Below are 14,503 nucleotides of genomic sequence, written 5' to 3'. Positions count from 1 at the left end.
AGGCACCCCGGTGACCGGATTCGGGGGAAACACGTAGAGCCGGAGCGCCGGGGATCGTTCCACTGGTGAGCAGCCGGACTGGCTCGCGGGTCCGATGGTTAGGCTGTGCCGCATGGCTGCTGACATCGTGCCGATCCGGCTCAGGCTGACCAAGGGCGACGTGTACACGTTGTGGGCGCCGCGGTGGCGCGCCGACGGCGACGATTGGGAAGCCTTCCTCGGCAAGGACGAGGACCTCTACGTGTTCGACTCGGTCGCCGACCTGGTGGCCTTCGTGCGGACCAACACCGACAACGACATCGTCGACCACCCGGCGTGGCAGAAGCTGACCGAGGCCAACGCCCACAAGCTGGACCCCACCGAGAGCCACACGCACGACCTCGCCGGCTTCGAGGAACTGCTCGCCGACAAGCCCACCGACGACAACGTCGCAGAACTGCACCAGGCGCTGGCGGTGGTGTCGTCCATCGGTACGGTCTGCGAGCTGCCGTCGGTCACCAAGTTCTTCAACGGCAACCCGGTGCTCGGGACCGTCGGCGGGGGCGCGGAGGCGTTCGCCGGGCGGGCCGGACGCAAGCGCTGGGCCGACATCGCGAAGATCATCGCGCGCGGCTGGGACAAGGTGGTCGAGGCGATCGACGAGATCATCACCACCCCCGAGGTCGACAAGGCCGCCGCGGAGAAGGCCCAGGCCGAGCTCGACGAGCCGGCGCCGGAACCCGACGAGGACGAGGTCGTCATCGACGACCTCGTCGACACCGAAGAGGAGTCGGACGAGCTGACCGCCGTCGCCGAAACCCGGGTGCTCGGCGACGACGAGGACTTCTGGCAGCGGGTGGGCATCGACCCGGTGCGCATCATGACCCGCAGCGGCACCTCGTTCACCCTGCGCTGCTACCTCGACGACCAGCCGATCTTCCTGGGCCGCAACGGGCGCATCAGCGTGTTCGGATCCGAGCGGGCGCTGGCCCGCTACCTGGCCGACGAACACGACCACGACCTGTCCGACCTCGCCACCTACGACGACATCCGGACCGCAGCCACCGACGGTTCGCTGAGCGTCGAGGTCACCGACGACAACGTCTACGTGCTGACCGACATCGTCGAGGAGCTGGCCGAGGGCCCCGACAGCCTCGACCGCGACCAGCTGGCGCTGGCAGTGGAGCTGCTACGCGACGTCGGCGACTACGCCGAGGACACCAGCGTCGACGCCAAGCTCGCGCCCGACGCGCCGCTGGGTCAGGTGATCGCCTACGCGCTCGATCCCCAGTCGGTCGCCCGGCCGAGCCCGCCGTACGCCGACGCGGTCGCGCAGTGGGAGTCGCTGGAGACGTTCGTCGAGTCCAGGCTGCGCCAGGAGTAAGCGCGTTCGCCGCCGGCGAGCGTGCGCGGAATGCCACGGTTTGCGGCGCGGCGGCGTGCAGACACGCACGCTCGCGGCACGAGGTGCCATCAACCGATGAGCACGGCGTAGCGCGGCTTGATCACCTCGTCGATGATCGCCAGCCGTTCGTCGAACGCGATGAACGCCGACTTCATCGCGTTGATCGTGAACCTCTCCAGGTCGCTCCACCCGTAACCGAACGCCTCGACCAGGCGCAGCATCTCCAGGCTCATCGAGGTGTCGCTCATCAACCGGTTGTCGGTGTTCACGGTGACGCGGAAGCGCAGCCGCGCCAGCAGGTCGAACGGGTGCTCGGCGATGCTGCCCACCGCGCCGGTCTGCACGTTGGAGCTCGGGCACATCTCGAACGGAACCCGTTTGTCCCGCAACAGCGACGCCAACCGGCCCAGCCGGGCCGAACCGTCGGCGCCCATTTCGATGTCGTCGACGATGCGCACCCCGTGGCCGAGCCGGTCGGCCCCGCAGAACGCGATGGCCTCGTGGATCGACGGCAGACCGAAGGCCTCACCGGCGTGGATGGTGAATCGGGCGTTGTTGCCCCGCATGTACTCGAAGGCATCCAGGTGCCGGGTCGGTGGATAGCCCGCCTCGGCTCCGGCGATGTCGAACCCCACCACGCCCTTGTCCCGGAACCGGATCGCCAGCTCGGCGATCTCACGCGATCGGGCGGCGTGCCGCATCGCGGTGACCAAACAACGCACCACGACCGGGTGGCCGTCGGCAGCGGCGGCCTTCTCCCCGTCGGCGAAGCCGGCGAGCACCGCGTCGACAACGGCGTCCAGCGACAGTCCCCCGTCGATGTGCAGCTCGGGGGCGAACCGGATCTCGGCGTAGACGACGTTGTCGGCGACCAGGTCCTCGACACACTCGAAGGCGACCCGGTGCAGCGCCTCGGGGGTCTGCATGACGCCGACGGTGTGCGCGAACGGCTCCAGATAGCGCACCAGCGATCCGCTGTGCGCGGCGGTGCGGAAGAACGTCGCGAGCGCCTCCGCGTCCGTGGCGGGCAGCGCGTCGTATCCGTGCTCCTCGGCCAGCTCCAGCACCGTCGCGGGCCGCAACCCGCCGTCGAGGTGGTCGTGCAGCAGCGCCTTGGGCGCCTGCCGGATGGTGTCCAACATCAGTGGTGTCGTCATGAGTTGCTCCTCACGTGATGCGGGCGATGATCAGCGGCCGGGTCACCGGCGGTGCGTCACCGACGCTCCATCCGCCATCGAGTTCGGCCAGCGCCGCGGGAAACCGCTCCGGGGTGTCGCTGTAGAGGGTGAACAGCGGTTCCCCCGCGGCGACGGGTTCGCCCGGCTTACGGTGGACGCGCATCCCGGCGCCCGCCTGCACCCGCTGGCCCGGCTCGGAGCGGCCCGCTCCGAGCCGCCACACCGCCAGCCCCACCGCCATCGCGTCGATATCGCCCATCGTGCCACCCCGCGTGGCCGTCACGGTCTCGCTGTGCGCACCGATGGGTAACGCCTCGGCAAACAACATGCTGACGTCGCCGCCCTGGGCGGCGACCAGCGCACGGAACCGATCCATCGCGGACCCGTCCCGCAACGTCTGGGCCGGGTCGACCCCGTCGACCCCCGCGGCGTCGAGCATCTCGCGGGCCAGCGCCAGCGTCAGCTCGACGACGTCGTCGGGTCCCCCGCCGGCGAGCACCTCCAAAGATTCGACGACCTCGACGCCGTTGCCGACGGTGCGTCCCAGCGGGGCCTCCATGTCGGTGAGCAGCGCGCGGGTCAGCAGCCCGTGCTCGGTACCCAGATCGACCATCGTGCGGGCCAGCTCCCGGGACTCGGCCTCGGTGGCCAGGAATGCCCCCGAACCCACCTTGCAGTCGAGAACCAACGCACGGGTGCCCTCGGCGATCTTCTTGCTCATCACCGAGCTGGCGATCAGTGGCAGCGACTCGGTGGTGCCGGTGACGTCCCGCAGCGCGTAGATCTTGCGGTCGGCGGGGGCCAGCTCGCCCGCGGCGAAGATCGCCGCACCCAGGTCGCAGAGTTGTTGGCGGATCTGGACTTTGGAGATCTCGGCGGTGAAGCCGGGGATGGCCTCCAGCTTGTCCAGGGTGCCCCCGGTGTGGCCGAGTCCGCGCCCCGCGGCCTGCGGCACCGCCGCGCCACAGGCCATGATGACGGGTACCAGCGGAATCGTGATCTTGTCGCCGACGCCGCCGGTGGAGTGCTTGTCCACCAACGCCAACGGCTTGCCGCCGCGCCGAAGATCACGGAAGTCGAGGCGCTCCCCCGAGTCGACCATGGCGGCCGTCCACCGGGCGATCTCGGCGGTCGTCATACCGCGCAGGAAGATCGCCATCAGCAGCGCCGACATCTGTGCGTCGGCGACACGGTCGTGGGTGTAGGCGTCGATCACCCAGTCGATGGCGTCGTCGGACAGCACCCCGCCGTCGCGCTTGGTCCGGATCACGGTCGGCGCATCGAACACCGTCATGGTTTCGTCACCCGGGCCAGGTCGTCGGGGCCGAACGCGTCGGGCAACAGTTCGGACAGCGTGCGCGGCCCATGAGGGTGGTCGATGAGCATGTCGGGTCCACCGTGCTCGAGGAGCACTTGGCGGCACCGCCCGCAGGGCATCAACGTGTTGCCCGCCCCGTCCACACACGCCAGTGCGACCAGCCGTCCACCGCCGCTGGAATACAAGGCGCAGACCACAGAACACTCGGCACAGAGACCTAGGCCATATGAGACATTCTCCACATTGCAGCCGGCCACCATGCGGTGATCGTCCACCAGTGCCGCTGCCCCCACCGGGAAGCCCGAATATGGCGCATAAGCCGCCGACGACGCTTCGATTGCCTTGGCCCGCAATGCTTTCCAATCAACAGCCACGGTCACCACAGTCCCCCTGAAGATATTTCTGAATGCATTCCGAAACCTCGCCCGTCGACGACGCTTTCTGGATAGGTACACCTAACTTTGCGAATTGCGCGTCCTGATCGGCTACACGGTAGTTCGATTAGCAGTAGAAGTGGGTTTAGAGTCGCCCCGAGGTTAGGGGCAGCGGTCCGGGCCACGCCTGTCGGAGCCACTGGACCACCGCCCCGAGCGTCCACCGATGGCGTTGGAGGCCAGATGAGCACTCAGACACCGAGTCTGACACCCGGTAGCGAGGAAGTACCCGCTCCGCGTACCCAATCGCGGAGATGGACCCTCTACCGCGGCGATCCGGGTATGTGGTCGTGGGTGCTCCACCGCATCACCGGCGCGACCATCTTCTTCTTCTTGTTCGTCCACGTGCTCGACACCGCGCTGGTGCGGGTCAGCCCGGAGGCCTACAACCAGATCATCGAGACCTACAAGACCCCGCTGATCGGGCTGATGGAGATCGGACTGGTGGCCGCGGTCCTCTACCACGCGCTGAACGGGGTGCGCATCATCCTGATCGACTTCTGGCAGCACGGACCCAAGTACCAGCGGCAGATGCTGTGGGTCGTCGCGGGCGTCTGGATCGCCGTCTTCGTCGCCTCACTGGGGGTCATCGGCATGCACATGGCGGAGCGGTTCCTGTGAGCGCCGGCCTGGGCGAGAACCCCTACGACCACATCAGCGACCGCGGCGGCCCCGCGCCGGTGATGCAACGCAGCTACGACCGTCCGCCCGGCCTGGACAATCCGCGTGCGCCACGCCGCAGCAGCGGAATGCCCAACTTCGAGAAGTACACCTGGCTGTTCATGCGGTTCTCGGGCGTCGTGCTCGTCTTCCTGGCTCTCGGGCACCTGTTCATCATGTTGATGTGGGACGGCGGCGTGTACCGCATCGACTTCAACTACGTCGCGCAGCGCTGGTCGTCGCCGTTCTGGCAGACCTACGACCTGCTGCTGCTGTGGCTGGCACAACTGCACGGCGGCAACGGAATGCGCACCATCATCGCCGACTACAGCCGCAAGGACTCCACGAAGTTCTGGCTCAACGCCTTACTGGCTTTGTCGATGGCGTTCACGCTGGTGCTGGGCACCTATGTGCTGCTGACCTTCGACGCGACGATCGCCTGACCGGGAGCTCACATGATTGTTGAACATCGCTACGACGTCGTCATCGTCGGCGCGGGCGGCGCCGGGATGCGCGCCGCCGTCGAGGCCGGTCCGCGGGTCCGCACCGCGGTGCTGACCAAGCTGTACCCGACCCGCAGTCACACCGGTGCCGCCCAGGGCGGCATGTGCGCGGCGTTGGCCAACGTTGAAGAAGACAACTGGGAGTGGCACACCTTCGACACCGTCAAGGGCGGCGACTACCTGGCCGACCAGGACGCCGTGGAGATCATGGCCAAGGAGGCCATCGACGCGGTGCTCGACCTGGAGAAGATGGGGATGCCGTTCAACCGCACCCCCGAGGGTCGCATCGACCAGCGCCGGTTCGGCGGGCACACCCGCGATCACGGCAAGGCCCCGGTGCGTCGTGCCTGTTATGCCGCCGACCGCACCGGCCACATGATCCTGCAGACGCTGTACCAGAACTGCGTCAAGCACAACGTGGAGTTCTTCAACGAGTTCTACGCGCTCGACATCACCTTGACCGAGACCCAGTCCGGCCCGGTCGCCACCGGCGTCATCGCCTACGAACTGGCCACCGGCGACATCCATGTGTTCCACGCCAAAGCGATCGTGTTCGCCACCGGCGGTTCCGGCCGGATGTACAAGACCACCTCCAACGCCCACACCCTCACCGGCGACGGCCTGGGGATCGTGTTCCGCAAGGGACTTCCGTTGGAGGACATGGAGTTCCACCAGTTCCACCCGACCGGCTTGGCCGGCCTGGGCATCCTGATCTCCGAGGCCGTGCGCGGTGAGGGCGGCAGGTTGCTCAACGGCGACGGGGAACGGTTCATGGAGCGCTACGCGCCGACGATCGTCGACCTGGCACCACGCGACATCGTGGCCCGCTCGATGGTGCTCGAGGTGCTCGAGGGCCGCGGCGCCGGCCCCAACAAGGACTACGTCTACATCGACGTCCGCCATCTGGGCGCCGACGTGCTCGAGGCGAAGCTGCCCGACATCACCGAGTTCGCCCGCACCTACCTCGGTGTGGACCCGGTCAAGGAGCTCGTCCCGGTGTACCCGACCTGTCACTACGTGATGGGGGGCATCCCGACGACCGTCAACGGTCAGGTGCTGTCCGACAACACCACCATCGTTCCCGGCCTGTACGCCGCCGGGGAATGCGCGTGTGTGTCGGTGCACGGGGCGAACCGGTTGGGCACCAACTCGCTGCTCGACATCAACGTGTTCGGCCGGCGCGCGGGAATCGCCGCGGCCAACTACGCCCGCGGCCACGACTTCGTCGACCTGCCCGCCGAGCCGGCCTCGATGGTGACCGGCTGGGTTGGCGACATCCTCTCCGAACACGGCAACGAACGCGTCGCCGACATCCGCGGCGCGCTGCAGCAGTCGATGGACAACAACGCCGCGGTGTTCCGCACCGAGGAAACCCTCAAGCAGGCGCTGACCGACATCCATGCCCTCAAAGAGCGGTACTCGCGAATCACGGTGCAGGACAAGGGCAAGCGCTACAACAGCGACTTGCTGGAGGCGATCGAACTGGGCTTTCTGCTCGAGCTCGCCGAGGTCACCGTGGCCGGGGCGCTCAACCGCAAGGAGTCCCGCGGCGGGCACGCGCGTGAGGACTATCCCAACCGCGACGACACCAACTACATGCGACACACGATGGCTTACAAGGTCCCGAGGGGTGGGAGCGAAGCGACTGGGGGGACCAACTCAGGTTCGGACCTCCTCAGCGACATCCGGCTGGACTACAAGCCGGTGGTCCAGACACGGTACGAGCCGATGGAACGGAAGTACTGACCCGATGACTGCAACGCTGGAACCCCAGACCAAGGATCCCGAACTGCCGCCGGTGCCCGAGGGCGCGGTGATGGTGACGCTGAAGATCGCGCGATTCAACCCCGAGGACCCTGACGCCGCCGGCTGGCAGAGCTTCCGGGTGCCGTGCCTGCCGTCGGATCGGCTGCTCAACCTGCTGCACTACGTGAAGTGGTACCTCGACGGCACGCTGACGTTCCGGCGGTCGTGTGCGCACGGCGTGTGCGGATCCGACGCGATGCGCATCAACGGCGTCAACCGCTTGGCGTGCAAGGTGCTGATGCGCGACATGCTGCCCAAGAAGGCGTCCAAGCAGCTGACGATCACGATCGAGCCGATCCGCGGCCTGCCGGTGGAGAAGGACCTGGTCGTCGACATGGAGCCGTTCTTCGACGCCTTCCGCGCGGTCAAGCCGTACCTGATCACCAGCGGCAATCAGCCGACGCGCGAACGGATCCAGAGCCAGACCGACCGGGCCCGCTACGACGACACCACCAAGTGCATCCTGTGCGCGTGCTGCACCACCAGCTGCCCGGTGTACTGGAGCGAGGGGTCCTACTTCGGGCCGGCGGCGATCGTCAACGCCCACCGGTTCATCTTCGACAGCCGCGACGAGGCGGCGGCCGAGCGGCTGGACATCCTCAACGACGTCGACGGGGTGTGGCGCTGCCGGACCACGTTCAACTGCACGGAGTCCTGCCCCCGTGGCATTCAGGTGACCAAGGCGATCCAAGAGGTCAAGCGCGCGCTGATGTTCGCCCGCTGACGTCCCGACTCCCTTCCGCCGGAACGGTATTCCAGCACGTCGTCACTCGGCCTTTTCCTCCTGGAATACAGTTCCGGCGGACTCGGGGTCGTCGTGGTCGGGGTCGTCTGCCTCAGTGGCCTGCAGGCTGACCTGCTCGTCGTAGTACCGCAGCACCACCGCCAACGCGGCGGCCACCGGCACGGCCAGGAACGCACCGATGACCCCGAAGGCCGTGGCGCCCAGGGTCACCGCGAGCAGCACGAGCACCGCATGCAACTTCATCGACTTGGACTGCAACCACGGCTGCAGGACATTGCCCTCGAACTGCTGCACCGCAAGAATGATCCCCAGCACGATGAGTGCGTTGACCGGACCGTTGGCGACCAGGGCCACCAGCACCGCGAGACCACCCGCGACGAACGCTCCGACGATCGGCACGAAGCCACCGATGAACGTGATGATCGCGAGCGCGTAGGCCAACGGCACACCGAGGATCACCAGGCCGATCCCGATCAGCACCGCATCGACCAGGCTCACCAGTGCCTGGGTGCGAATGAAGCCACCGAGCGTCGACCAGACACGCTCGAGAAGCTCCGCGACATGGGACGCGGCCGGCCTGCCCACCGCGCGACGCAACCACGGGACGAACTGCGGACCGTCCTTGAGCAGGAAGAACGTGACGACGATCGTCGTGAACAACGTCACCAGAGCCGAGGTCGCCGCCCCCACCCCGGTGAACAGTCCCGACGCGATCTGAGCACTGCTCGAGTTGAGAGTGTCGTTGATCGCCTCCACCGCTGAATTCAGTTGAGCCTCACTGATGTTCAGTGGCGGACCGCCGAGCCAGTCGCGCACCTGAACGATGCCCGCCGTGGCCTGTTCGGCCAGCTCGCCGGACTGGTTCACGATCGCCGGCGCCACGGCCGACACCACACCGGCGATCACACCGACTGCCATCACCAGAACGGCCAGTACCGCCGCCGCCGGCGGTAGGCCCTTGCTTCGCAGCCACCGCACCGGCGGCCACAGCACGGTGCACACGATCACCGCCAGCAGCACCGGCAGCACGATCACCCACGTCTTGCCGAGCACCCAGGCAAGCACCCACAGCGCCACCGCCACCGCCACCAACTGCACCGCCACCGTCGCGCTCCACCGGAGATGGGCACTGTAGACCGGCCCGCGGGCGGAAACTTCAGATGTCTGATCGTCCACCCGTCACTTCTACCCGCCCCGCGGCCGCTTCAGCGATTTCGGCGTAGACGGTCACGGTCAGCGTGACGGTCAGCGTGACGAAGTACGCCGAAATCGCTACAACCGCCGGGACAGGAAGTCGCGGATCAGGGCGGTTACGTCAGCGAGCGCACTCTCCAGCAGGAAGTGGCCGCCGTCGAGCAGATGGATCTCCGGGTCGACGGCGTCCTCGGCGAATGCCCGGGCGCCGTCCGGCCCGAAGATCTGGTCGTTCTCGCCCCAGACTGCCAGCACCGGGACCTCGCTGGTGCGCAGGTAGTCGTGCAGCGCGGGATAGAGCGTCGGGTTGGTGGCGTAGTCGAGGAACAGCTTGAGCTGGACCGCGTCGTTTCCGGGCCGAGAGACCAGAGCGAAGTCGTGGTGCCAGGTGTCCGGGCTGACCAGGCTCTCGTCCGGCACACCGGTGAGGTACTGCCACCGGATGGCCTCGAGGCTGAGCGCCCCACGCATCGCCTCCTCGGTCTGCGGGGTCTGCTCGCGGTGGTAGTCCCACACCGGCGCCCAGAAGCTGTCCACGAAACCGGCGTCGTAGCCGTTGCCGTTCTGGGTGATCACCGCGGTGATGGCCTCCGGGTCACGCAGCGCCAGCCGCCAGCCGACCGGCGCGCCGTAGTCCTGCACGTACATCGCGTACCGCGAGACACCCAGCTGGGTCAGCAGCCCGGCGGTGACGTCGGCCAGTGCGTCGAAGGTGTAGTCGAACTCCTCGACCGCGGGGGCATCCGACTGACCGAAGCCGAGGAAGTCGGGCGCGATCACCCGGTATCGGTCGGACAGCTGCGGGATCAGGTTGCGGAACATGAACGAGCTGGTCGGGTATCCGTGCAGCAGTACCAGGGCCGGCGCATCCGGCCGGCCGGCCTCGCGGTAGAAGATCTGGCGCCCGGCGACGGCCTGGTAGCGGTGATGCACAGCGGACATGTCTAACTCCTAAATTGTCTTTTTACGGTTAGTCATCAGTGAACCCGAGGAGGTGTAACCTGTCAATAGGCTTTTGGAGGTTAGTTATGGATCTGTACGCGACGACCGCCGACGACGAGGCGTTCCTGCTCGACCTGCTCAACACCACGCCGGTGATCGACGGTGTGCCGACGGACACCCTCGGCGACCTCGCTGCCGCATCCCCGTGGATGAGCGCACACGGCGTCGCGCTGACCCGGTCGGAATGGAAGGGGCTCACCGAGGCCCGTACGGCGCTGCAGGCAGTCATCCGCGGCAACCGGTCAGCAGCGACCCTGCAGTCGTTTCTCGACGACGTCCGCCTGGTCCCGACGGCAGGTGACGCAGGAGTGGACTGGCGGCTCGACACCGCCCAGGGCGCGGTGCGCGCCGTCGTAGCGTGGGACGGCCTGCGAATCCGCAGCCCGGGCCGGCTGCGGCCGTGCGCCAACACCGAGTGTCAGCTGTTCCTCATCGACCGCAGCAAGCCGAACACCGCCCGCTGGTGCTCGATGGCGATCTGCGGCAATCGGATGAAGGCCCGGCGGCACTATCGCCGCAGCCGCGACTGACTGTCACACCTGCGTGCGATCTCAGCGCCACATCGGCCGGGCCGGCCACCAGAACCAGCGGCCGAGCAGGGCGGCGATCGCGGGCACCACCAACGTCCTTACGATCAGCGTGTCGAGGACCAGCCCGATGCCGATCGTCGACCCGACCTGCGCGATGGTGCGCACGTCACTGCTCAACATCGCGAACATGGTGAGACCGAACACGATTCCCGCCGTCGTGACTACTCCCCCGGTCCCGCCGAAGGCGCGGATCAGCCCGGTCCCCATCCCAGCGACGGCCTCCTCCTTCAGCCGCGCCGCCAGAAGCAGGTTGTAGTCCGCGCCGACCGCGACCAACGCGATGAACGCCATCGCCGGGACCGCCCAGTGCAGGTCGTGGCCGAGCAGGTGCTGCCAGATCAGCGCACTCAACCCCAGCGCGGAACCGAACGACAGCACCACGGTCGCCACCACCGCAAGGCCGGCCACCGGGCTGCGCAACATCACCGTCACGATCAACAGCACCAGCGCCAGCGTCACGACGGCCAGGAACGTGAAATCGCTTGCGACGAAGCCCTGCAGATCCTCGGTCGCCGATCCGACGCCATTGACGAGCACGGTGGCGCCGGCCAGAACTCCGTCCTTGTCAGCGTCGCGCACGGCCTGTTCGATCTGGGCGGCCCGGTCAGCGCCGTCGGCACCCCACACGTCACCCGTTGCGTAGACGAGCATCCGGGTGGCGTGACCGTCGGCGGAGAACAACAGCGGCAGCAGCATCTGGTAGCGCGGATCGTCGAGAGTCTGCTGCGGGAGGTAGAACCCACCTTCTCCGGTGCCCGCGAAATCGGTGCGCATCATGGTCAGGTACTCGGTCAGCTCGCGTATCTGCGGCGCCATCGTGTCCACCGTGGCGGTCAGCGTGCCGACGAGCTGACGCAGTTCGGTCACCGTGGACCGCATGGCGGCCAGAGCGTCGGTGGCATCGGCGAGGCCGGCCGAGGCCTGCTCGGTCCCGTCGGTGAACTTGGCGGTGGCACCGTCGGCCTGTCCGGCACCGCGCAGCATCCCGTCGACTGGATCGAGCATGTTCTGCACCGGGGCGCATATCGGGTTCATCGGGCAATGTGGTGTCCGACCGACGAATTCGCGCAGCGGATCCAGGTAAGCCGCCACGGTGACGGCGTTGTCGCTGAGCGTCTGCATGCCTGACCGTAGGTCGGCCGCACCGTCGCCGACCTGGTCCATTCCCGCCACACCCCCGGACATTCCGCGTTCCAGCTGGTCGATCGCGCTGCTCAACCTGGTCAGTGTCTGCTGGCTGTTGTCGGCCGAATCCAACTGAGCAGAAAGGGAATCCGCAGTCCTATCGAAGCGCTCGCCGATCAACCCGGCCTGGTAAGTGATGCTGGCCTCGTCCGGTAAGCGCCCGGCAGGGCGGCTGGCCGACTGTACCGACCGCACCCCTGCGACCTTCATCAGCTGTCGCGACACCTTCTCGATCGCGATCAGACCGGACGGATTGCGCAAGTCGCGATCGGCTTCGACGGCGACGATCTCGGGCAACAGAGCGTTCGGATCGAAGTGCCGGTCCATCGCCTGATACCCGAGGTTGGACTCGGTGCCGGCAGGTTGGGCGTCGATCTCGCTGAAGCTCAACCGCATCCCGAGCAGCGGCAGCAGGCACACCAGCAACGCCGCTGCGGCAACCACCACCACCGGGCCGGGCCACCGGGTGACCACAGTGCCCACCCGGCGCCACCGTCGACGCGTCGCCGAACGTCGCGGTTCCAGCAACCCTCGCCGCCCACCGAGCGTCACGAGCGCAGGCATCAGCGTCAGCGACGCCACCATGGTGGTGAGAATGCCGATAGCACAAGGTATTCCCGCGCTGCGCAGCATGCCGACATCGGTGAACACCAGACACGCCAATGCGGCGCCGGTGGTCAGCGCCGACGCCAGGATCACCGGTGCGACGCTGCGGTAGGCACCGACGAGAGCATCGTCGCTCCGAACTCCTACGCGCCGGTGTTCGTGGTAGCGCGCCAGCAGAAAGATGCTGTAGTCGGTGCCGGCGCCGAGCACCATCGCCGACATCAGCGCGACGGAGAACAGCGAGATCTCCACGGCTCCAGCGCCTCCGAGGGCCGCGACCACCGGGCGGGCGACAGCGAGGGACAGGCCGACGGCGGCCAGCGGGATCGCCGCGGCCCAGACAGATCGATAGACCATCAGCAGCAACAACGCGATCAGGCCGACGGTGACGCCAGTGATCAGCACCATCTGGGAATCGATCGACCGGAACTCGTCGACCAACGTGGCGCCGGGGCCGGTGACATAGGCATGCAGACCCGACGGTGCCGGTGACCGCGCCACGGCGGCACGCACCGCGGCAACCGAATCGTTCGCCTCGGCGCTGCCGAGCTGACCGGCCAGCCGCAGCATCACCGATACCGCGCGACCGTCGTCACTCTCGACCACCGTTGCGGCCATCGGCTGGGACCACAGGTCCAGCACGGAGCGGACGTGTGCGGTGTCGGAGCGCAACGCGTCGAGCAGCGCGCCGTAGTAGGCCTCGTCGGCGGGCCCGAGCGGCCGATCACCCTCGAGCACCACATAGGCGACGTTGTTGGTGTCGGCATCCCCGAACACCTCGCCCATCCGCTCGGCAGCCACGCTCGCCGGGGCGTCGATAGGGAAGAAGCTGCGGGACTGGTCGTGTACCACTTCCTCGAGCTGCGGTACAGCCAGGTTGCCCAGGGTTGCCGCCAGCAGCCAGGCCGCGACCACGAGGAGTGGCCGACGCGTGATGAGCCGACTGAGCGAGGTGGGCACTGCAACCTTCCGGTTACTGACATTGTGTCTACAATGACAATCTGTATCACAAGATGCGGACGCCCGGAAGGGAACCAACGAGGTCGGGATTACGGTGAGCGATGTGACCCGACGTGCGCGGAGCCCCCGGCGCCTGCAACCGGAACAACGTCGCCAGCAGCTCGTCGAAGTGGCGATCGAGCTCTACAGCACCCGCCCGTACGAACGGGTGTCGGTCGACGACATCACCGAGGCCGCCGACGTCTCTCGTGCGCTGTTCTACCGCTACTTCGAGAACCCTGCGCAGCTGTTCGCGGCAGCGTCGCGGGTTGCCATCGACGGTCTGGTGGAGCGGTTGACTGCGCTACCGGAGGGGAGCGCATTTGAGCAGGCGCGGCAGAACGTCGGCGAGTTCATCGACTTCGCGGTGCAACACAAGTCAGCGGTCACGGCGCTGTTTCGGAACAGCTCGGCCATCTCACCCGAGGCCGGCGACCTGCTCGGCGAGGTGCGCACCGCCGTCGTCAGCCATATCAAGACACGCGCCGGACTGAACGACGTCGATCCACTCACCGAGCTCACGCTCTGGTGCTGGATGCCGGTGATCGAGGAGGCCACGCTGCAGTGGTTGCACCAGCCCACGGTGAGCCGCGACACCCTGGTCGACTGGCTCGCCGGGCAGTTCTTCGGAATGCTGGGCGCCACCCAACAGTTCAATTCCGGCGACAATCCTGCTTGAGCACGCGGTCGGCGCTCGTCCAGTGAAGCCGCGACTGACTGTCACACTTTCACGCGCCGTCTCGTCTCACCTGGATGACGACAACACGTTTCACCCCGTTGCCACCCGCCCGCGCGTCGCTGCTGACCCGGCTGGTGTACCGCTTGGCCAAAACGTCAGGTCGGTGAAGTGCGTGTCCTGGGCGGGCTGTCGCGGCGTAGCCCACCCGATGTCGTCGAGT

At 67.3% G+C, this 14,503-nt stretch carries 13 protein-coding genes; 7 read left to right on the top strand and 6 right to left on the bottom strand.

The genetic code is table 11. From position 1 onward, the window contains the following. Positions 1-112: 112 nt before the first annotated feature. Positions 113-1,363: a protein export chaperone SatS gene (gene satS / locus BEMPMBAN_RS24140; RefSeq protein WP_159233796.1), complete on the top strand. Its 1,251-nt coding sequence runs from the start codon at positions 113-115 to the stop codon at positions 1,361-1,363. Positions 1,364-1,452: 89 nt separating this feature from the next. Here the strand turns inward: satS and BEMPMBAN_RS24135 are convergent, their stop codons facing one another. The 3 genes from BEMPMBAN_RS24135 to BEMPMBAN_RS24125 are packed head-to-tail and all read right to left on the bottom strand — an operon-like array spanning position 1,453 to position 4,260. Then, positions 1,453-2,541: an adenosine deaminase gene (locus tag BEMPMBAN_RS24135; RefSeq protein WP_159233795.1), complete on the bottom strand. Its 1,089-nt coding sequence runs from the start codon at positions 2,539-2,541 to the stop codon at positions 1,453-1,455. A 10-nt stretch (positions 2,542-2,551) separates the two neighbouring features. After that, complete coding sequence (locus BEMPMBAN_RS24130; RefSeq protein WP_159233794.1) at positions 2,552-3,856, bottom strand: thymidine phosphorylase; 1,305 nt, start codon at positions 3,854-3,856, stop codon at positions 2,552-2,554. Continuing rightward, entirely contained in the window at positions 3,853-4,260 is a 408-nt protein-coding gene (locus tag BEMPMBAN_RS24125) for a cytidine deaminase (protein ID WP_159233793.1), read from the bottom strand. The genes BEMPMBAN_RS24130 and BEMPMBAN_RS24125 overlap by 4 nt, the downstream gene beginning before the upstream one ends. A 237-nt stretch (positions 4,261-4,497) precedes the next feature. Here BEMPMBAN_RS24125 and sdhC point away from each other — a divergent pair, with 237 nt between their 5' ends. From sdhC to BEMPMBAN_RS24105, 4 genes are all read left to right on the top strand, one after another. Then, entirely contained in the window at positions 4,498-4,935 is a 438-nt protein-coding gene (gene sdhC, locus BEMPMBAN_RS24120) for a succinate dehydrogenase, cytochrome b556 subunit (protein WP_159233792.1), read from the top strand. Positions 4,936-4,997: 62 nt separating this feature from the next. Then, entirely contained in the window at positions 4,998-5,417 is a 420-nt protein-coding gene (locus tag BEMPMBAN_RS24115; RefSeq protein WP_234897675.1) for a succinate dehydrogenase hydrophobic membrane anchor subunit, read from the top strand. A 12-nt stretch (positions 5,418-5,429) separates the two neighbouring features. Continuing rightward, complete coding sequence (gene sdhA / locus BEMPMBAN_RS24110; RefSeq protein WP_159233791.1) at positions 5,430-7,223, top strand: succinate dehydrogenase flavoprotein subunit; 1,794 nt, start codon at positions 5,430-5,432, stop codon at positions 7,221-7,223. Positions 7,224-7,227: 4 nt separating this feature from the next. Then, complete coding sequence (locus tag BEMPMBAN_RS24105) at positions 7,228-8,007, top strand: succinate dehydrogenase iron-sulfur subunit (RefSeq protein WP_159233790.1); 780 nt, start codon at positions 7,228-7,230, stop codon at positions 8,005-8,007. 42 nt (positions 8,008-8,049) lie between these two features. On the opposite strand, the gene BEMPMBAN_RS24100 is transcribed toward BEMPMBAN_RS24105, so the two are convergent. Both BEMPMBAN_RS24100 and BEMPMBAN_RS24095 read right to left on the bottom strand, forming a co-directional pair. Then, the gene (locus BEMPMBAN_RS24100) at positions 8,050-9,204 is read right to left on the bottom strand and encodes an AI-2E family transporter (RefSeq protein WP_159233789.1); all 1,155 of its coding nucleotides are present in this window, start codon (positions 9,202-9,204) and stop codon (positions 8,050-8,052) included. A 96-nt stretch (positions 9,205-9,300) separates the two neighbouring features. Then, positions 9,301-10,164 (bottom strand): alpha/beta fold hydrolase, encoded by an 864-nt coding sequence (locus tag BEMPMBAN_RS24095; protein ID WP_159233788.1) that lies wholly within the window; start codon positions 10,162-10,164, stop codon positions 9,301-9,303. 86 nt (positions 10,165-10,250) lie between these two features. Here BEMPMBAN_RS24095 and BEMPMBAN_RS24090 point away from each other — a divergent pair, with 86 nt between their 5' ends. Beyond that, the gene (locus tag BEMPMBAN_RS24090) at positions 10,251-10,754 is read left to right on the top strand and encodes a CGNR zinc finger domain-containing protein (protein WP_159233787.1); all 504 of its coding nucleotides are present in this window, start codon (positions 10,251-10,253) and stop codon (positions 10,752-10,754) included. Between the two features lie 21 nt (positions 10,755-10,775). Here the strand turns inward: BEMPMBAN_RS24090 and BEMPMBAN_RS24085 are convergent, their stop codons facing one another. After that, positions 10,776-13,565, bottom strand: coding sequence for an MMPL/RND family transporter (locus tag BEMPMBAN_RS24085; RefSeq protein ID WP_159233786.1), 2,790 nt, complete (start codon positions 13,563-13,565; stop codon positions 10,776-10,778). Positions 13,566-13,668: 103 nt separating this feature from the next. On the opposite strand from BEMPMBAN_RS24085, the gene BEMPMBAN_RS24080 reads away from it, so the two are divergent. After that, positions 13,669-14,283, top strand: a complete 615-nt coding sequence (locus BEMPMBAN_RS24080) for a TetR/AcrR family transcriptional regulator (protein WP_159233785.1) — start codon at positions 13,669-13,671, stop codon at positions 14,281-14,283. The last annotated feature ends 220 nt before the right edge of the window (positions 14,284-14,503 follow it).

The organism is Mycolicibacterium austroafricanum (assembly GCF_902705885.1).
Lineage (GTDB): Bacteria > Actinomycetota > Actinomycetes > Mycobacteriales > Mycobacteriaceae > Mycobacterium > Mycobacterium vanbaalenii_A.
This window is presented reverse-complemented; position numbering and strand designations above follow the sequence as displayed.